Annotated in this window: 18 protein-coding genes, 1 tRNA gene and 1 other RNA gene; 11 read left to right on the top strand and 9 right to left on the bottom strand. The window is 47.8% G+C overall.

Going from position 1 to position 17,895, the window contains the following annotated elements; genetic code table 11:
* Positions 1-212 precede the first annotated feature (212 nt).
* Positions 213-284 (bottom strand) — tRNA-Thr (locus H6H02_RS15460).
* Positions 285-546: 262 nt separating this feature from the next.
* Between H6H02_RS15460 and H6H02_RS15455 the strand changes: the two genes are divergently transcribed.
* The 4 genes from H6H02_RS15455 (at position 547) to H6H02_RS15440 (ending at position 3,886) form a co-directional block, all read left to right on the top strand.
* A complete protein-coding gene (locus H6H02_RS15455; protein WP_190819244.1) occupies positions 547-1,677 on the top strand; it encodes a sulfate ABC transporter substrate-binding protein in 1,131 nt (376 codons plus the stop codon).
* Between the two features lie 135 nt (positions 1,678-1,812).
* Positions 1,813-2,670 carry a sulfate ABC transporter permease subunit CysT gene (gene cysT / locus H6H02_RS15450; protein ID WP_190819242.1) on the top strand — a complete coding sequence of 286 codons (858 nt, stop codon included), beginning with the start codon at positions 1,813-1,815 and terminating at the stop codon, positions 2,668-2,670.
* A complete protein-coding gene (cysW, locus tag H6H02_RS15445; protein ID WP_190819240.1) occupies positions 2,660-3,541 on the top strand; it encodes a sulfate ABC transporter permease subunit CysW in 882 nt (293 codons plus the stop codon). The genes cysT and cysW overlap by 11 nt, the downstream gene beginning before the upstream one ends.
* Before the next feature lie 99 nt (positions 3,542-3,640).
* Positions 3,641-3,886 (top strand): NIL domain-containing protein, encoded by a 246-nt coding sequence (locus H6H02_RS15440; protein WP_242040728.1) that lies wholly within the window; start codon positions 3,641-3,643, stop codon positions 3,884-3,886.
* 74 nt (positions 3,887-3,960) lie between these two features.
* Here the strand turns inward: H6H02_RS15440 and H6H02_RS15435 are convergent, their stop codons facing one another.
* Together H6H02_RS15435 and H6H02_RS15430 are read right to left on the bottom strand one after the other, a co-directional pair.
* Positions 3,961-4,608, bottom strand: coding sequence for a response regulator transcription factor (locus tag H6H02_RS15435; RefSeq protein WP_190412815.1), 648 nt, complete (start codon positions 4,606-4,608; stop codon positions 3,961-3,963).
* A gap of 200 nt (positions 4,609-4,808) precedes the next feature.
* Complete coding sequence (locus tag H6H02_RS15430; RefSeq protein WP_190819236.1) at positions 4,809-5,261, bottom strand: ferredoxin; 453 nt, start codon at positions 5,259-5,261, stop codon at positions 4,809-4,811.
* An 82-nt stretch (positions 5,262-5,343) separates the two neighbouring features.
* Between H6H02_RS15430 and H6H02_RS15425 the strand changes: the two genes are divergently transcribed.
* The 3 genes from H6H02_RS15425 (at position 5,344) to groL (ending at position 7,636) form a co-directional block, all read left to right on the top strand.
* Entirely contained in the window at positions 5,344-5,499 is a 156-nt protein-coding gene (locus tag H6H02_RS15425; RefSeq protein WP_190819234.1) for a hypothetical protein, read from the top strand.
* 66 nt (positions 5,500-5,565) lie between these two features.
* On the top strand, positions 5,566-5,877 hold the full coding sequence (gene groES, locus H6H02_RS15420; protein ID WP_190412813.1) for a co-chaperone GroES: 312 nt from the start codon (positions 5,566-5,568) through the stop codon (positions 5,875-5,877).
* A 121-nt stretch (positions 5,878-5,998) separates the two neighbouring features.
* Positions 5,999-7,636: a chaperonin GroEL gene (gene groL / locus H6H02_RS15415; RefSeq protein WP_190819232.1), complete on the top strand. Its 1,638-nt coding sequence runs from the start codon at positions 5,999-6,001 to the stop codon at positions 7,634-7,636.
* A 148-nt stretch (positions 7,637-7,784) separates the two neighbouring features.
* Here groL and H6H02_RS15410 read toward each other — a convergent pair whose 3' ends face one another.
* The 3 genes from H6H02_RS15410 to ilvD form a co-directional block, all read right to left on the bottom strand.
* Complete coding sequence (locus H6H02_RS15410) at positions 7,785-8,384, bottom strand: hypothetical protein (RefSeq protein ID WP_190819230.1); 600 nt, start codon at positions 8,382-8,384, stop codon at positions 7,785-7,787.
* Positions 8,374-9,705, bottom strand: coding sequence for a cytochrome P450 (locus H6H02_RS15405; RefSeq protein WP_190819228.1), 1,332 nt, complete (start codon positions 9,703-9,705; stop codon positions 8,374-8,376). The genes H6H02_RS15410 and H6H02_RS15405 overlap by 11 nt, the downstream gene beginning before the upstream one ends.
* Positions 9,706-9,814: 109 nt before the next feature.
* Positions 9,815-11,500, bottom strand: a complete 1,686-nt coding sequence (gene ilvD, locus H6H02_RS15400) for a dihydroxy-acid dehydratase (RefSeq protein ID WP_190819226.1) — start codon at positions 11,498-11,500, stop codon at positions 9,815-9,817.
* 653 nt (positions 11,501-12,153) lie between these two features.
* Here ilvD and H6H02_RS15395 point away from each other — a divergent pair.
* From H6H02_RS15395 to H6H02_RS15385, 3 genes are all read left to right on the top strand, one after another.
* Positions 12,154-12,348: a hypothetical protein gene (locus H6H02_RS15395; RefSeq protein WP_206757288.1), complete on the top strand. Its 195-nt coding sequence runs from the start codon at positions 12,154-12,156 to the stop codon at positions 12,346-12,348.
* Positions 12,335-13,171 carry a pentapeptide repeat-containing protein gene (locus H6H02_RS15390; RefSeq protein WP_190819222.1) on the top strand — a complete coding sequence of 279 codons (837 nt, stop codon included), beginning with the start codon at positions 12,335-12,337 and terminating at the stop codon, positions 13,169-13,171. Before H6H02_RS15395 ends, H6H02_RS15390 begins: the two co-directional genes overlap by 14 nt.
* A 168-nt stretch (positions 13,172-13,339) precedes the next feature.
* On the top strand, positions 13,340-13,948 hold the full coding sequence (locus tag H6H02_RS15385) for a pentapeptide repeat-containing protein (protein ID WP_190819220.1): 609 nt from the start codon (positions 13,340-13,342) through the stop codon (positions 13,946-13,948).
* Between the two features lie 310 nt (positions 13,949-14,258).
* Here H6H02_RS15385 and H6H02_RS15380 read toward each other — a convergent pair whose 3' ends face one another.
* From H6H02_RS15380 to H6H02_RS15370, 3 genes are all read right to left on the bottom strand, one after another.
* A complete protein-coding gene (locus H6H02_RS15380) occupies positions 14,259-14,693 on the bottom strand; it encodes a CAAD domain-containing protein (protein ID WP_190819218.1) in 435 nt (144 codons plus the stop codon).
* Positions 14,694-15,067: 374 nt separating this feature from the next.
* Positions 15,068-16,126 carry a tetratricopeptide repeat protein gene (locus H6H02_RS15375; RefSeq protein WP_190819215.1) on the bottom strand — a complete coding sequence of 353 codons (1,059 nt, stop codon included), beginning with the start codon at positions 16,124-16,126 and terminating at the stop codon, positions 15,068-15,070.
* A gap of 265 nt (positions 16,127-16,391) precedes the next feature.
* The gene (locus tag H6H02_RS15370) at positions 16,392-17,270 is read right to left on the bottom strand and encodes a 6-carboxytetrahydropterin synthase (protein WP_190819213.1); all 879 of its coding nucleotides are present in this window, start codon (positions 17,268-17,270) and stop codon (positions 16,392-16,394) included.
* Between the two features lie 175 nt (positions 17,271-17,445).
* Between H6H02_RS15370 and rnpB the strand changes: the two genes are divergently transcribed.
* An RNA gene (gene rnpB / locus H6H02_RS15365) (RNase P RNA component class A) lies at positions 17,446-17,854 on the top strand.
* The last annotated feature ends 41 nt before the right edge of the window (positions 17,855-17,895 follow it).

Here is a 17,895-nt window from a genome sequence, read left to right as displayed (position 1 = left end):
AGAGATGCACCACCTCCATCAAGTGGTCAATTTGACCGAAGAACGGCAGCGCATTCTCCGCTTCCTGGGGGCGGCTTGCCAGAAATACTACCTACTGGTTTGAAACCTGCGGAATGTGGGTCAGAACACTATGACTTTACCCATAACTTTGCTGCAACGGCAAAGTTATGGGTAAAGTCACAAGGAAGCTAGAAGGCACAAACTCACAAAAAAGCTGGTGACAAGATTTGAACTTGCGACCGGCTGATTACAAATCAGCTGCTCTACCCCTGAGCTACACCAGCAACCAATGTATACAATAGCAATTTTTGAATTAAATATCCAGCCCTTTCAGTATTAATACTCAATTCTTTCCCAGAAAAATGAGCCAAATCATCAAACTAATTTGGGCTGGAGTCGCGATCGCCCTCGCTTTCCTCTCCACCAAACCTCTGGCTGAAATTTCGCGGAACTAGACACAAATGTTCTTAGTTGCTGTAAAATTTATGTTCGTACCCAAAATTACGGTATCCCGACCGATGTACCGGGGATTAAAGGAGGGCGTTCATGCGTTTGTGGCAAATTACTCGGCTTAAGGCATTTCATCCGTGGAAACAACAGACAGCCAGATGGCTGAAGGTCACTTCCCGGAAAGGTTTTGTGTCTCTGTTCCTATTGGGGATGAGTTTAAGTGTAGCGATCGCATCTTGCGCCCCCAATAACTCTAATTCCCCGACAACGACTGCCGCAGGTAGTACGGCAAAAACCGGCGATGCACAAGTAACCCTCGTCTCCTACGCGGTTACTCGCGCCGCCTACGAAAAAATTATTCCCCAGTTCACCGCTAAGTGGAAACAGGAACACAACCAAAACGTTACCTTCAACCAAAGCTATGGGGGATCTGGTTCCCAAACCCGTGCCGTAATCGATGGTTTAGCGGCAGACGTTGTAAACCTGGCTCTCGCTCTTGATACCGAGAAGATTGAGAAAGCCGGGTTGATTGAAGCCGGTTGGGAGAAAGAAGCTCCGAATGGTGCAATTGTCACCAAATCTGTTGCAGCACTGGTTACTCGCGACGGCAACCCCAAAGGAATTAAAACCTGGGCAGACTTAGCCAAAGATGGCGTGCAAGTCATTACAGCTAACCCCAAAACGTCTGGCGGCGCTCGCTGGAACTTCCTAGGTTTATGGGGTTCAGTGACCAGAACCGGCGGTGACGATGCCAAAGCCCAAGAATTAGTCACCAAAGTTTACAAGAATGTCCCCGTGCTACCGAGAGACGCCCGCGAAGCCAGTGATGCCTTTTTCAAGCAAGGGCAGGGAGATGTTTTAATCAACTATGAAAACGAAGTAGTATTGGCTGGGCAAAACGGTCAGAAACTTCCTTATGTCGTGCCCGATACGAATATCTCCATCGACAGCCCGGTCGCTGTTGTGGACAAAAACGTTGACAAACACGGCACGAGAGAAATTGCAGAAGCGTTTGTCAAGTTTCTATATACCCCAGAAGCCCAACGAGAATTTGCCAAGGTGGGATTCCGACCCGTTGATCCGACAGTAGGGGAAGAAGTCGCGAAGCAGTATCCCCTAGTTAAAACTCTCTTCACCGCTCAAGATTTAGGGGGCTGGGACGAGATCCAGAAGAAGTTTTTTGATGACGGAGCAATTTTTGACAAAATTCAAGCTAGCGGCAGATAAAGATTGACTAAGAGTTAATTGCTAATTGCATCATTATCAACCAACAAAAGACTAAGATTCGTTAGCAATTAGCCACAAGTAAAAGTAAGAACGATTACCAAATTTCATCATCCTTATAATTCTGGATACTTTCCTATGGCTGTATCGGCTCCTCCTCAAAAAACTTCTGTTTGGAAAAACCCATTTCGCCAGATAAGCGGTATGTCCTGGCCTTGGCGGATTACCTTGGGGTACCTCACCATCATGCTCCTCCTGCCCGTGTCTGCGCTTCTGTTGAAAGCAAGTACAGAGAAACCGATTGATTTTTGGAGAATTGCCACCAGTCCCGTTGCTCTTGCGACCTACGATGTCACCTTTATCACAGCCTTGATTGCGGCACTCCTGAATGGGGTGTTTGGCGTGTTAATTGCTTGGGTTTTGGTTCGCTATGAGTTCCCCTTCAAACGGTTGATTGATGCAGCCATTGATTTGCCTTTTGCGCTGCCTACTTCAGTCGCGGGTTTGACACTGGCAACGGTCTACAGCGAGAATGGCTGGATTGGTTCCCTGCTAGCACCTTTGGGAATTAAGGTGGCATTCACACGCTTGGGAGTGGGGGTTGCGATGGTGTTTATCTCCTTGCCATTTGTCGTGCGAACCTTACAGCCTGTGTTGCAAGAAATGGAGCCTGAAATCGAAGAAGCCGCTTGGTCTTTGGGAGCTTCTAAATTTCAGACCTTTTGGCGAGTTGTTTTGCCACCTTTAATGCCAGCAATCTTAACGGGTGTAGCGTTGGGGTTTGCCCGTGCTGTTGGAGAATATGGCTCGATCGTAATTGTGGCGGCGAATATACCTTTTAAGGATTTAATCGCATCCGTGTTGATTATTCAGCGATTGGAACAGTATGACTATTCAGGAGCAACGGTGATTGGCACCGTCTTATTAATAATTTCGCTGTTAGTTCTAATCGTAATTAATCTTTTACAAGCGTGGGGACGACGGTATGAACTCTAATGTAGCAGGGAAGTCTTTTAATCCAGATTCAAAAACGCCTCAAGTCTCCTCAATCCAGAAGGAAAAAAACTGGGTAAAAGTTGTTTTGATCGGAGTAGCGATCGCTTACTTGGCTGTGATTCTGTTCATTCCAGCCATCAATGTTTTTGTGCAAGCATTTAAGGGAGGAGTTGGCCCTTTTATACACAATCTAACGGAACCCAATTTTCTTCATGCCGTAAAGCTGACTATCTTGATCGCCCTGATTGTCGTACCGCTGAATGTCGTGTTTGGACTCTGTGCAGCGTGGGTAGTTGCACGTCATCGATTTCGGGGTCGAACCTTTCTCATCAGCCTTTTAGATATCCCCTTTGCCGTATCCCCAGTCGTCGCTGGACTGATGATCGTGCTGCTCTATGGACGCAATGGTTGGTTTGGTTCACTGCTAGAGGCGGCAAACATAAAAATAATTTTTGCCGCGCCTGCAATGATATTGGCAAGTGCCTTTATTACGATGCCCTTTGTTGCCCGTGAAGTGATTCCCGTTTTGGAAGAAGCTGGTTCAGATCAAGAAGAAGCGGCTAAAACGTTGGGTGCGAATGACTGGCAAATTTTCTGGCGCGTCACCCTGCCGAATATTCGCTGGGGTCTCCTCTACGGCGTCATTTTGACCAACGCCAGAGTTATGGGCGAGTTTGGTGCCGTCTCGGTTGTATCTGGCAATATTGCGGGCAAAACTCAAACCCTGCCGTTGTTTGTGGAGGAAGCTTATAAGCAATACCAGACTCAAGCCTCTTTCTCAGCCGCCGTTCTGCTTGGGGCACTCGCGTTAGTCACCCTCGTCTTGAAAGAAATTCTAGAGCGTAAAACCCGTATTAAAGATGTTGAATAGGAGGAATTAAGGGCTATGTACAGTACAAATAACTTGCCTGTAAATACATCTAAACCAGTCCAATCTACAACTGGGCACGAAGATAAAAGACCCACTAAAATGCGTGTAAGAATCCGTATTCCCAAGGAGTACCAGGAAGAGCCAATCATCTCGCGACTAGTTTCTCACCACGGTGTCACCGTCAATATTGCCGGTGCCCTACTGGGAGCCAACGCCAGAGACGATGGCTGGTTTGACCTGCAACTCTCAGGATCGACTCGCCAACTTCAAAGCGCCTTAACGTATTTGAATGAACTGGATTTAGAACTCTGGGGCAAATCAGACAGCGAACAAGATGGGTGGTAACAAAGCCTTAAAAATGCAAAATGAAAAATAGAATTAATTCTATTTTTCATTTTGCATTTTTACATTTTTAATGGTTAAGCCATATTACTCTCAATCGCCCAACGAGCTAACTCCGTGCGGTTATGAAGATTCGTTTTACCTAACATATTAGACACGTGGCTTTCAATCGTGCGCTGAGAGACATTCATCTGCTCGGCAATTTCTCTATTTGCCATACCTCTTGCTACAAACTGAACTACTTTCAGCTCGGTTGGGGTTAATTCTACAGTGTCGGGTACCTGGAGTTTCGACCCTCCTTCGGTTCCTCTGGCTGGATGATGAATTAGGCGGGTTGCCTGTTTGAGGGAGGATTCCACTTGCGCCACCAGTTCTTCTGGCTCAAAGGGCTTGACCATGTATACATCTGCCCCAGTATTGAGACCCTTCACCCGGTCTTGACTTTGACCTTTCGCTGAGAGAAACAGAACGGGAATCCAGCTGATGCGGGGATCTTCTCTGACGTGCTGCACGAGGGCAATGCCGTCCATCTCTGGCATCATGACATCACAAATAATCATGTCAGGAATATCATGCTCTAGAACTTCCAGCGCTTCCCGACCATTTTCTGCGGTGATTACTTCGTACCCCCGAAATTCCAGGTAGTCCTTGACCAACAAAATCAGGTTGGGGTCGTCATCAATCAGCAACAGTCGTTTGTTATCTCTTATGCTGGTGTCTTTCATGCTGTGCCACTCGCCAAGCCTGGAATTGTAAAAAATTAAACCGATTTGCACGTATAGCTTACGTTCTTTTCAGCACCCTGCTGCACCGATGCCTACGAAGTCTAGGCAATTACTATAATCTCTTCTTAGAAATTATAGTCACTGACATGAGTCACAACGACAGATATCTAGTAGGTACACGGAAGAATATAACGTAGCCACTATGTTACTGTATAGGGTTTTGGTAGTGGATGAACTAAGAAAGTATATTCTTGAACAATTTTGTTACCTATCAGATGTTCTTGGATAATCCGCTCAATGATTTCAGGAGTCGCTCCACGATACCAAACACCATCTGGGTAAACAACGAGAATTGGACCTTGGGAGCAAACTCGCAGACAGTTTGCTTTGGTGCGGAAAATGCAAAGAGGGCTTTTGTCGGAAGGCTTGTCTAGTTTTAGCTCTTTAAGTCGCTTTTTCAAGTAATTCCAAGATTCTAAGCTGGTTTCCTTAGAGCAGCACTGAGGTAGGGTTGGATCGGCACAGATGAAGACGTGGCGCTGAATTTGATTGAGTCCCAAGGCCTGCACACAAGCGGAGAGAGCATCTGGGTCTGGTGCTTGGCAAGTTTCCGGAATTTCAGGGCTAGGCTCAGCCACTGTGTTTTCAGTCATTATTTATTTGATTTCCTTGGAAGAAGCGAGATGTCCCGTTTTTAGGAGATTTTAGCGGCTCCAATTTTTTTTAGCAGATTGAGTGCGATCGCGCTATGCCATCCCAATGGATTTAACCATCCTTTGTCTTGAGTATTTCTACGTGACTTTTGCGGCAACCGGACAAGTTCGGGAACCCGTACAAAGAATTTTGTTGCGATCGCACACTGGTTGGGCTAAATTAGCACTCAGAGGTTGAGAGTGCTAATTCTCAACAAATTAATCGTGTGTCTTGAGTCAAACCTGTAATAGGAGCGAAGTTTGTATGGCAGCTGTATCTCTAAGCGTATCCACTGTTAAGCCACTAGGCGATCGCGTTTTTGTAAAAGTGAGCGCTGCTGAAGAGAAAACCGCTGGTGGAATTCTTCTTCCTGATAATGCCAAAGAAAAGCCCCAAGTAGGGGAAGTCGTCGCTGTGGGACCTGGCAAGCGCGATGACAAAGGCACTCGTGTTGAGTTGGAAGTCTCTGTGGGCGACAAGGTTCTCTACTCCAAGTACGCTGGCACAGACATCAAACTCGGCACAGAAGAGTATGTTCTGCTTTCAGAGAAGGACATTTTAGCAGTCGTTTCATAAAGTTATGAGTTCTGAGTTGAGAGTTCCCGGTTAAACACATCTGCTTAACTCAACACTCAAAACTCAACGCTCAACACTCCTTCAAAACTCAAAACTCAAAACTCAAAACAACTGAGGAACTATGGCTAAGCGCATTATTTACAACGAAAACGCTCGTCGCGCCCTGGAAAAAGGGATGGACATCCTAGCTGAAGCAGTGGCTGTCACTCTCGGCCCTAAAGGCCGCAACGTGGTACTAGAGAAGAAGTTTGGCGCACCACAAATCGTGAATGATGGTGTCACCATTGCCAAAGAAATTGAATTAGAAGATCACGTTGAAAACACAGGTGTGGCTTTAATTCGTCAAGCCGCCTCTAAGACCAATGATGCTGCTGGTGATGGCACCACGACTGCAACCGTTCTCGCTCACGCAATTGTAAAAGAGGGCTTGAGAAACGTTGCTGCGGGTGCAAACGCAATTTCCCTGAAGCGTGGGATTGACAAAGCCACTGGCTTCCTGGTGGAAAGAATTGCAGAACACGCCAAACAAGTAGAAGATTCCAAAGCGATCGCTCAAGTTGGAACCATCTCTGCTGGTAACGACGAAGAAGTTGGTCGGATGATCGCCGAAGCGATGGACAAGGTGGGCAAGGAAGGCGTTATTTCCTTGGAAGAAGGGAAATCCATGACCACCGAACTAGAAATCACCGAAGGGATGCGCTTTGACAAAGGCTACATCTCTCCCTACTTCGCTACCGACATGGAGCGGATGGAAGCAGTTCTAGAAGAGCCTTTCATCCTGCTGACTGACAAGAAAATCACGCTTGTCCAAGACTTAGTGCCCGTTCTAGAGCAAGTCGCTCGTGCTGGTCGTCCTCTGATCATTATCGCTGAGGACATCGAGAAAGAAGCGCTGGCAACCCTGGTGGTTAACCGCCTGCGGGGTGTGCTGAATGTGGCTGCTGTTAAGGCTCCTGGTTTTGGCGATCGCCGCAAAGCAATGCTGGAAGACATTGCTGTTCTCACCGGCGGTCAGCTGATCACTGAAGATGCTGGTCTGAAGCTGGAAAGCACCCGGTTAGAAATGCTGGGCAAAGCTCGCCGCATCAACATCACCAAGGACAACACCACAATTGTCGCTGAAGGTAATGAAGCTGCTGTGAAGTCTCGTTGTGAGCAAATCCGCCGTCAAATGGACGAAACCGATTCTTCCTACGACCGCGAGAAGCTGCAAGAGCGTCTAGCTAAGCTGGCTGGTGGCGTCGCCGTCGTCAAAGTGGGCGCGGCTACCGAAACCGAAATGAAAGACCGCAAGCTGCGTCTGGAAGATGCCATCAACGCTACTAAAGCTGCTGTGGAAGAAGGTATCGTTCCTGGCGGTGGCACAACTTTGGCTCACCTGACTCCTCAGTTGGAAGAGTGGGCAACTGCCAACTTGAAGAATGAAGAGTTGACAGGTGCGATGATTGTTTCTCGTGCTTTGGCTGCTCCTCTGAAGCGGATTGCTGAGAACGCCGGTCAGAATGGCGCTGTCATTGCTGAGCGCGTCAAAGAGAAGGACTTCAATGTTGGCTACAACGCCGCGACGAATGAGTTCGTCGATATGTTTGAAGCTGGTATCGTTGACCCCGCCAAGGTAACTCGTTCCGCTCTGCAAAATGCCGCTTCTATCGCTGGTATGGTGCTGACAACCGAGTGCATCGTGGTTGACAAGCCTGAGCCAAAAGATGGCGCTCCTGCTGGCGCTGGCGCTGGTATGGGCGGCGACTTCGACTACTAATTCTCGCTCTGGGTGGGCATCTTGCCTGCCCAGTTGTTTAAAAAGCTGTCTCCTAGTCGAGGCAGTTTTTTTTTACGCAGAGGTACGCTAAGGGAATTACAAAGGTACGCAAAGGAAGAGAGAGCGTATCGTTGCGCTTTCTATTATTTCAAACTTCTATATCAACTTTGTCAGAACCGAGGATTGTTGCCACTTCTTGTAACAGCTCGTTCTGCTCTTTTTGAATCGCTTCTAGCCTAGAAGCAATTTCTGCCAGTCGTTGCTGTTTATCTGGCTCAATTGGCTGAGAATTAGAATCTGGTAAAGCTGGGATTTCAGCGTTCTTAGTACCCGTTAACTGTTTGAAAGCTAAGCCTCCAAACTTGGAAATTGATTGAAAACTAACTCCAAATAAGAGCTGAATTAGCTTAAAAGGAGCTTTCAATATTGATAAGCTAGTTGTTTCAATTAAGCGACCGACAGCTTTGATTAAGCTCCCAGCGATCGCTACCACGAACACCAAAATAACTAAGCTAACAACTGGGTGATTCGTCGCCCAGATGAATACCTGAAGTAGCCGCAAGACTGAGGGGTGAGCTTGCAGCCACTCATTGATAGAAGAAGCGATCGCTGTTTGAATGGGATTAGACATAGCACTATCAGAGGAAAACGCTTTTTGCGACGTTTGTTCTTCTATAGCCTTTGGTTCCTCAATCGTGATGTTATCGCTTTCCAGAACAAGTGCGATCGCGTCACACCTATGTTTCACATAGCACTTGCAACGGTTGAAACCGAACCCGCAGCTTATCTCTTGGGTGGCTGGTAGGAACTTCTACTGAATCTAAGCGTTGATTCGGTAATAGTTCCCACTGATAACCGCGTAGTAAGTGGGCAGCTACAATTTTCATCTCCATTTTCGCAAATGCGATTCCAATACAAATTCGTGGCCCACCACCGAAACCAATTAAACTAAAGGGACGCTGCTTGTGTTCTTGCCGTTGGGGGCTAAAGCGGTCTGGATCGAAACGCTCTGGTTCGGGATAAACCGTTGCGAGTTGGTGAGTCCCGATAATCGAGTACACCACCTGCCACCCAACTGGAACCTGAAAGCCATTAAATTCAAAGGGTTTGACGACACCGCGAAAACCACCCCCGACGGGCTGATGCAGTCGTTCAATCTCGCAGAGAATTTGATCTAGATAGGGCATTTGCCCCAATTGTTCTAAATTCACCCCTCCCCTAGACGCAAGCTGCTGCTGTTCTTCCCTGGCGCGTTGCAGCACCTCTGGGTGACGGGCTAACTCCAGGCACAACCAAGTCAGCATTGAAGTAGTCGTTTCATGCCCAGCGAAGAGTAACAGCATTGCTTGGGCGCGGATTTCCTTTTCGCTCATGCCGTTACCGTCTTCATCCTTAGCTTGTAATAAAAGGCTGAGAACGTCTTTAGTCGGATGTTGCTGGCGATCGCGCACCACTTTGCTCAAATGTTCTAAGATTTCGTTACGAGCCGCGATCGCTTTCCCAAACTGCGTAAACGGTAAAGGCAGCGGATTGATGGCAAACAGCCCATTTGTTAGTCTTGTAAACAACTGGCTCAACCGAACACCTTCCGCCCCCGGATTGGTACCCAGCAACAATTGGCTAGCGATATCAAACGTTAGCTGTTTGAACTCATCAAACCAGGTAAATTCCTGTTTTTGCTGCCATTTTTGGAGATAGCTTTGCGTAATTGACTCCATTGTGGCGACGTAGTTTCCTAACGCTGCGCCATGCAAAGCTGGCATCATCAGGCGGCGATTTCTACGATGCTCCTCGCCATCTTGCACAAACAGTGATTCGCCCAGCAGCATTTTAAAATTGTCAGGCCATCCCTCACGCCACGAAAAACAATCCATGTGGCTAGAGAGGACGAATTCCGCTGCCTCCGGTCCAACCATAAAAACTGTAGGTTTGCCAATAACATGGCTCTTAAAGATAGAGCCATATTGCTGATAGCGCTTTTTGATAAATTTGGGGTCGAACACAAACGCAAGTGTTTCGCCAAGCACTGGCAATCCCATCCTGCCAGGAGGAAGTTTATCGCTGTTCATTATTGTTAATCTTCGTTAAAAGTTATAAAAAAATGAAGTATAAATAGAAACTCCAGGTTTCTTCTTTTACACTTCATTTTTTTGTTTATCTAACAGTTAAAGACTGTTCTCAACCCAAGCCTAAATCCGTCACGGCACCGACACTGCTAGAAGAGACTAACTTGGCATATTTTGCCAGTACGCCAGTTGTATAACGCGGTTTAGGCGGTTGCCAAGCAGCGCGACGACGTTCTAATTCTTCATCGGATACATGAAGGTGTAACAGGCGATCGCGTGCATCAATTGTAATCGTATCGCCTTCTTCAACGAGAGCGATCGTGCCTCCTACAGCCGCCTCTGGGGCTACGTGACCGACAACCATGCCGTAAGTCCCACCAGAGAAGCGTCCATCGGTAATCAAGCCGACAGAATCCCCTAATCCTGCACCAATTAGGGCAGAAGTGGGAGCCAGCATTTCTCGCATTCCCGGCCCCCCCTTGGGGCCTTCGTAGCGAATCACCAAGACATCTCCACGGTTGATCTTGCCAGCCAGAATTGCTGTTAAGGAAGCTTCTTCAGATTCAAACACCCGCGCTGGGCCTGTTATTGAAGGGGTTTTGACGCCAGTAATTTTAGCAACAGCCCCTTCCGTTGCCAGATTGCCTCTCAGGATGGCTAGGTGTCCTTGAGCATACATCGGGTTATCCCAGGGACGGATAACATCTTGGTCAGCGCGGGGCTGTTCTGGGACATCTGCCAAGACTTCAGCAATGGTTTGTCCGGTGATAGTCAGGGCATCCCCATGTAGCAAATCTTTTACCAGGAGCATCTTCATCACTTGGGGAATTCCACCGGCTTTGTGGAGGTCAGTGGCGACATACTGACCGCTAGGCTTGAGATCGCACAAAACCGGAACGCGGGCGCGAATCGTTTCAAAATCATCCAAGCATAATTCGACGCCAATTGTATGAGCGATCGCGATTAAGTGCAGCACCGCATTCGTAGAACCGCCCACTGCCATAATTACAGAAATGGCATTCTCAAACGCTTTTCGGGTAACAATCTGTCGCGGTAAAAGTTGTTTTTTGATTGCCTCTACCAGGACAAGAGCAGATTTCTCAGCACTTTCTGCTTTCTCAGCATCTTCTGCTGCCATTGTGGAAGAATAAGGCAAGCTCATTCCCATCGCTTCAAAAGCAGAAGACATCGTATTAGCGGTATACATCCCGCCGCAAGAACCGGCACCCGGACAAGCCTTGCTTTCTACTTGCAGCAACTCATTGGTGTCAATTTTTCCAGCGCTGTGTTGCCCCACCGCTTCAAAGGCACTCACAACCGTCAAATCGCGCCCGTTGTGATGCCCCGGTTTAATCGTACCGCCATAAACGAAAATAGCCGGAATATTCATCCGAGCGATCGCAATCATCGCTCCCGGCATATTCTTATCGCAGCCCCCAACTGCCAGCACTCCATCCATACTCTGCCCGTTACAGACAGTCTCAATCGAGTCGGCAATCACCTCCCGCGACACCAGGGAATACTTCATCCCTTCGGTGCCCATCGAAATGCCGTCGCTGATGGTAATCGTACCGAACATCTGAGGCATCGCCCCAGCCACCTTTGCCCCAGCTTCAGCCCGTTTCGCTAAATCATTTAACCCCATATTGCAGGGGGTAATGGTGCTGTACCCATTGGCAATTCCCACAATGGGTTTCGTAAAATCCTCATCTCCAAAACCAACAGCACGTAACATAGCCCGGTTGGGCGATCGCTGTACGCCTTGGGTTACGACTTGGCTTCTCAAATTCTCCGGCATTCTCTGTCCTTAAGATTGCTTTTCGGTGGATCGGCTATTCTCTTTGCTAGTTGGCGTTTGAGACAAGGTCTCTCCATATAACTAGATTACAGGAATCTTCCTGTCAAAGAGCTACCCGCTGACAGCTACCACCTGGCAGCTATTTTGTAACAATTAGATTTAATTGGGCGGAGTTGATCGCTCAAGCTAGGAATAAGATTCAGTAGCGAGATTTTGCACTCTAGCTCTAAGGATTATCTAGGAGTTTCCACCCTTGTAAATCTTTAATAGAAAAGGCGCGAACTGACTTAATCAGCGATAGGCTAACGCCTCGCTGTTTTCATGCCCAAAGGGCTGTACGCTATCGCAACGCCTCCAATGAAATTTTAGGCACGGTGAAGCATAGTGACTTGATCCCACACTTAACCTTACGGTTATAGTGTAGGCTCTCTCGACCTCACGGTTACTGGTTCTAGTATCCAACAGGCAAACTCGCTCAAGCATCTACACTGAATGTCCAATCATGAAACTGACCCAGGCTCCAAACGCGAGTTCCACCGTTTTTGAGTCCCGCTCGAAGTGAAGGATCTAAACAAATGTTCGCTCTACCTATGTACCCAGGAGGTTTTACACACTCAAGGGTTAGGGAGTGTAACCTCCTGTCTCAACGTGTCATGGTTGTGTATCGATCCAAATCATCGATTACAACCTTTATTTTTGGCTTTGAGCGTCTGTTATCCCATCCGTGGGCAGCTCTTGGCATAGACTGCGATCGCTATTTCCCTGCCTCTCTAGGAGAGGGTTTGAACCCCATCCCTAATGACTGTAGCGGCATTACCCTGAAGGGAGGTCTAGATGGATGCCGATGAACTGAAACGGCGCTATGCAGAAGGCGAAAGAGATTTTCGCGAGGTAAGTCTGCGGAGAGCAGACCTGATGGGAATTGACCTCAGCGAAGCCAACCTCCGGGGAGCAGACCTGCGAGAAGCAAATCTAATTGGGGCATACCTCATCGGAGTGAACCTACGCGAGGCAAATCTAAATGGAGCCGTTCTCCGCGCCAACCTCAGTGAGGCAAATCTTATCGGCGCTAGCCTGATTGACGTCAACCTGAGCGAAGCGATTCTGACTGAAGCAAGTTTGCGAGCTGCCAATCTCAGCGGAGCCAACCTCGCCGGGGCTAATCTGAGTCACGCTCTTTTGAGCGAGACAATTCTTCGCGATGCCAATCTGACTGGAGCCAAACTGATTGATGCGCCCCTGAGTCGAAGTAACTTGACGAATGCTACTTTGATTGGAGCTGTGCTGGAAGGTGCTAACTTAACGAATGCCATCCTAATTGGAGCCAACCTGGAGAAAGCCAACTTAGCAAACGCTATTTTAAATGGAGCCAGTGCCATTGGAGCGAATCTTACTGGAGCAGACTTGAGCCGTGCCAAGATGAGCGGAACGAATCTAACCAATGTCATCTTGATTAAGGCAAATCTGAGGGGAGCTAATTTGAGTTGGGCGACTCTGCGAGGAGCGAATCTCACTGGAGCTAACTTGTACAGGTCAAAACTATGCTGGTCAAACCTGACTGGAGCGATTCTCGTTGAAGCGGTTCTAATTGACGCTAATCTAAATCGGGTCAATTTCCGTGACGCCGATATGACTGGTGCCATCATGCCAAATGCAGCCACGCACGAGTAACAAACTGATAAGTCAGCGCTGGGCTAACGCCTCGCTTCGCTGTTTTCATGCCCAAAGGGCTGTACGCGATCGCTAGCCAGATTTTAGATTGGCAATTTATCGAAAATCAATCTAAAATCCAAAATTTTTAAGTCCACGCTAACCGGAAGCAATTTAGAGGCAATAGAAATGGATGGGGATGAGGTTTTAACGCGATATGCCGCTGGAGAACGCGATTTCCGGAAGTTAGATTTGAAGGCGGCAAATCTGGAAGGAGCCAACCTGCCTCAGGTCGATTTTAGCGAAACGATTCTAGAGGGAGTTAACCTAGCCGGAGCCAATCTGCGAGGGGTAAACCTAACAGGTGCTGACCTGAGTGGGGCAAACTTGAGTCGTGCTGACCTAACAGGTGCTGACCTAACAGGTGCTGACTTGATCGGGGCGAATTTTGATAAAGCCAGACTGATTGGTACAAGGCTAGTGAAAACTGAACCGATTGGAGCTGAGCTAACTGGAGCTAACTTAACCGGCGCAAATCTGACTGGCGCAGATATGAGAAGGGCAAACTTGAGCTATGCCAACCTCAGCGATGCAATCTTGTGTGAAGCTAACCTGAGTAGCGCTCTACTCATTGGCGTAAATCTGAATAGAACCGACTTAATTAAGGCGAATTTGAGTCAAGCCGACTTAAGTGAAACCGATTTGAACGGAGCCGATTTAAGTGGAGCGGAAATGAGCGAGACAATTATGCCAATAGATCACTTTACACCCGACGAAACACCCAGCGAACTCGAATAATTCGTTATGGCTGGTAATCATTGCTGGTAAATTTAACTACCAAACCCCAAACCTATCTCCGACCTAGTGGCAGAGATTCAATCACTGCGAGTCTTCCACCATGATATTTTGTGATTCGACTCGCTTGGAAATATTAAATCAGTCATCAAGTTAGGCGCATACGCGCTTTCTAGCCAGCGTTGACAGTTAGTTGCCGATAGTTTGCTGACCCAAATCATTAGGGGCAGGCACGGGTGTGCTACCCCTAAATCAGAGCATTAGAGAAGCAAGGCAACAATGCTGTGCGGAAAGCTGTGTGGAAATGAGTAAGTTACGAGTTAGTGGAATCCCCGCCAACCACTTGCGCCTTGAGGGTTTTAAACTCTTCGGACAACTCCTGACGATTAGAGGCTCGGAGTAAGTAGCGGTACACAAACCAAGCTGAGTAGCCAATTCCCACCAGTTCAAAGGTCGGCGCTAGCAGGGGAATATCATTGAGTGCATCCAGAACCGCTAGTGTCACCTTCACGGTGATGATGCCAGCTAATATTAAACCCACAGTAGTCAGAGGGCGCTGGTACTCCGAGAAGAACTCACCCAAATATTCTGGCAGTTCTGCGAAAAATGCGGAAATTTGCTCTCCAATTTGCTGCCATTTTTCCGTTGATTGCGTGGCTGGGGGTAGCGCTGCCAATTCGCCTGGGGCGTCAATTTTCACTTCTACCTGGGTTTTTTCGGTGTCTGGGGCGGAATAATCAGTTTGCATGGTGTCTATATCCTCCATATCGTTGTTTTAGGTATGCTTGTGTATCGTTTAGGCAAGATAGCTGGGTACAATTGCGGGGTGATTTCCTCTTGCCCATATTATCAGACACCCCAAGGTGACTTCGCTGAGTCCAGAATTTTTCTGTTAAAACTTAGTAATAATCGGGCGAGCAGTCTCCATGCATCTCCCAAAAGCGGGACGTAGCTGGAGAAAATTAAAAATTAAAAATTAAAAAACTTTTTAGCTCAATCTAGGCTGTACGGATATAAATTAAAAACTAAAGCTGAAAAATATAGCTAGTAAGCTTTTCGGGCACAACTAAGCTCTCGGCAATACATAAATTGCCTTAATGAATTTTTATTTTTAATTAAATGCTACTGGTCGTACTCCATCACTTTGGCGTAATCGCCCAAAGCATAGCAAGCCACTCGGAGACTTCCCAAAGCCTGCCCTTCTACTCGGCTGTCTTGGAGGGTTCGCGCTATCCTCAAGCGTTGTTCGTAATACTCAATTGCTTTAGCGTAGTTGCTCAATGCCTCGTAAGCCACTCCTAAATGCGAAAGTGCCTGCTCTTGGGAGCGGAGGTCATCAGTTTCCGAAGCGATCGCTAGGCGTTGCTCTCCGTAGCCAATTGCTGCCGAGTAGTCCCCGATTGCGTAGCAAGCATTCCCCAGATTTCTCAGAATCTGTACCTCAATGCGGTGATCTCCCGTCTGCTGCACGAGTGCTAAACGCTGCTTATAGTAAGCGATCGCTTTGACATAGTCTCCCAGAGCGTAGCAAGCATTTCCCAAATTTCTCAGGATCTGACCCTCTGCCTCCTGATCTTGAAGATCCCGCGCGACGATCAAACTCTGATGCTGGTATTCAATCGCTGCTGAGTAGTCTCCCAGTGCCTTGTAAGCCAGTCCAAGATTGTTCAGCGCCGCCACCTCTGCACTCAAGTCTTTCAGTTCCCGCACGACTAGCAGACTTTGTTGCTGAAACTCAATGGCTTTGGCATGGTTGCCTAAGTGACGGTAGGAATTGCCGATATTTCCCAGCGCCTGACTTTCCAATCGCTGATCTTTGATACTTTGAGCGATCGCTAAACTTTGCTCAGAATACTCAACCGCTTTGGCAAAATTTCCTAAGGCATAGTAGACTAGCCCCAAATTGCCAAGAGTTCTTCCTGCTCCTCTCTGGTCTTGAAGTTCGTAGTAGACTGTGAGGGCTTGATGAAAAGAGAGTCGCGACGCCTCAAATTGACCATTTTGGTGCTGCTGGGCACCTTGCTCCAGCAGTCGGTCAGCTTCTCCCTTCGTATAATTATCGATTGTTGGCACATATTGGCGATGAGCGCTAATCTCTGTAGGAGGAACCACGGTGATGCGTTCCTCCTCAGGTAGGTCGCCCTCATGCTGGCTGTTGTGATGGTTAACGCGGCGATCCATATATTTTTCTTAACACCTTGATTCGCTTAGCACCGACTTTCGGTATAAAGCTAGGTCATCTCTTTTTAGTGTTCCCGGATCAGCTTGTTAACCTTCTATGCTTTGAATAAATTTTTCAAAAAATTTTACAAGTTATCGAGCCAAGTGTTGGAATGCCACCCCTGCTTGCCACTGGACGAATGCTGCTTAGGACTTCAGTAGACGCAAATTGCTAGCGGGTTTGTTCCCAGCATTCCCTAACAATTTGCGTCTCCCAACTAAAACTTCAAGGAGATACAGGCATTAGAGTGCGATCGCTCTCTTGAATTCCCACTGAGTCTTGAACGGTTTCGGTACAGTACACTTCACACGAATTATTTGGACTTTCAACCAGTTTGACCTTATGCAACTTTGCTCCCAGTTCCCGGATAGGCTCTTGCAAAAGATTTCGGATATGAATGGCAATATTCTCAGCCGTAGGAACAACTTGGGCAAAATAGGCGATATCCTTGTTCAGGAAAGTATGGTCAAACGGCTCAAGTACATAATCTTCCACGACCTTATTTAAGGCTCCTAAATCCACAACCATGCCCGTGCGCGGATCAATTTCGCCTTGAACTGTTACTTCCAAATGGTAGTTGTGCCCGTGACCGTTGGGACGAGCGCATTTGCCATAAATCTCGCAGTTTTCTTCGTAGCTCAGGTTCGGATGAGCCAGTCTGTGAGCGGCGCTAAAGTGGGTACCAATTGTCAGATACGCTTCCATTCCGTTTCCTTGATAGTCAGCCCAGAGTTCGGGATGTTCAAATAATTGAATATTTACCAGCGGTAAGTGGGGTGCCAGACGTTGCCAAATCACCCGCGCGATGTTTTCTGTAGTGGGCAGGGTTTGTTGAAATTCTGACCAAACATCGTTGAGATAACAGAAGTCTAGCTGGCTGGTGACTTCCTGTTTAATCACCCGTTTGACTTCCGACAAGTTTTGCACCATGCCATACTCATCCAGATCCCCGGCAAGAGAGACAAACAAAACGTAGTTGTGTCCGTGTCCGGGCGATTGAGTGCAGCGACCAAACGCTTGTGTATTCTCCGCTTGACTCAGTTCTGGCAGCCAATAACGGTGGCTCGCCGAAAACTGAGCGCGGCGGTTGATGATGCATCTCATAAGTCCAGTAACCAGCAGAATTATTAAGTTACGTAAATCATTCCCTTTATTCAGGATAATCGAAATTTAGGCGGGGGTCTTCAATTTTTCCTGGAAACTCCATCGGCAAAGTGAGAATTCAAACGCGAGAATTCGCTCTCTAAGGCTCTTGAATATGCCACACTGAAGAACGGGAGAGAGTAGGCGCAGGTGGTTGCAGATTTGCCGTTCGTGTGAGTCTGAGGAAAGTCCGGGCTCCCGAAAGACCAGACTTGCTGGGTAACGCCCAGTGCGGGCGACCGTGAGGATAGTGCCACAGAAAGATACCGCCGGGAAAATTAAAAATTAAAAATGCAAAATGAATAATTTTTAATTGTCTCGGTAAGGGTGCAAAGGTGCGGTAAGAGCGCACCAGCAGCGTCGAGAGGCGCTGGCTCGGTAAACCCCGGTTGGGAGCAAGGTAGGGAATCACGGTTGGTCTTTTTCCGATTCCGTTTTAAAACCGCTTGAGGCGTCTGGTAACAGGCGTCCCAGATAGATAACCACCCTTCCAGCAGCAGTGCTGCTGTGGAGAACAGAACCCGGCTTATGACCGACTCTCTCCCTTAATCGCTTAACGGTTATTCACAAGAGCTAGAGAGCCGAG

Origin of the sequence: Coleofasciculus sp. FACHB-1120 (assembly GCF_014698845.1) — a bacterium.
Classification (GTDB): Bacteria; Cyanobacteriota; Cyanobacteriia; order Cyanobacteriales; family FACHB-T130; genus FACHB-T130.
This window is presented reverse-complemented; position numbering and strand designations above follow the sequence as displayed.

Coding starts and splice junctions, on each gene's coding strand:
- H6H02_RS15380 (WP_190819218.1), bottom strand. CDS start 14,693: ATGCAAACTGATTATTCCGCCCCAGACACCGAAAAAACCCAGGTAGAA.
- H6H02_RS15455 (WP_190819244.1), top strand. CDS start 547: ATGCGTTTGTGGCAAATTACTCGGCTTAAGGCATTTCATCCGTGGAAA.
- cysW (WP_190819240.1), top strand. CDS start 2,660: ATGAACTCTAATGTAGCAGGGAAGTCTTTTAATCCAGATTCAAAAACG.
- H6H02_RS15390 (WP_190819222.1), top strand. CDS start 12,335: ATGGATGCCGATGAACTGAAACGGCGCTATGCAGAAGGCGAAAGAGAT.
- groES (WP_190412813.1), top strand. CDS start 5,566: ATGGCAGCTGTATCTCTAAGCGTATCCACTGTTAAGCCACTAGGCGAT.
- H6H02_RS15370 (WP_190819213.1), bottom strand. CDS start 17,270: ATGAGATGCATCATCAACCGCCGCGCTCAGTTTTCGGCGAGCCACCGT.
- H6H02_RS15430 (WP_190819236.1), bottom strand. CDS start 5,261: ATGACTGAAAACACAGTGGCTGAGCCTAGCCCTGAAATTCCGGAAACT.
- H6H02_RS15395 (WP_206757288.1), top strand. CDS start 12,154: ATGGTTGTGTATCGATCCAAATCATCGATTACAACCTTTATTTTTGGC.
- H6H02_RS15440 (WP_242040728.1), top strand. CDS start 3,641: ATGCGTGTAAGAATCCGTATTCCCAAGGAGTACCAGGAAGAGCCAATC.
- cysT (WP_190819242.1), top strand. CDS start 1,813: ATGGCTGTATCGGCTCCTCCTCAAAAAACTTCTGTTTGGAAAAACCCA.
- groL (WP_190819232.1), top strand. CDS start 5,999: ATGGCTAAGCGCATTATTTACAACGAAAACGCTCGTCGCGCCCTGGAA.
- H6H02_RS15435 (WP_190412815.1), bottom strand. CDS start 4,608: ATGAAAGACACCAGCATAAGAGATAACAAACGACTGTTGCTGATTGAT.
- H6H02_RS15405 (WP_190819228.1), bottom strand. CDS start 9,705: ATGAACAGCGATAAACTTCCTCCTGGCAGGATGGGATTGCCAGTGCTT.
- H6H02_RS15385 (WP_190819220.1), top strand. CDS start 13,340: ATGGATGGGGATGAGGTTTTAACGCGATATGCCGCTGGAGAACGCGAT.
- H6H02_RS15375 (WP_190819215.1), bottom strand. CDS start 16,126: ATGGATCGCCGCGTTAACCATCACAACAGCCAGCATGAGGGCGACCTA.
- ilvD (WP_190819226.1), bottom strand. CDS start 11,500: ATGCCGGAGAATTTGAGAAGCCAAGTCGTAACCCAAGGCGTACAGCGA.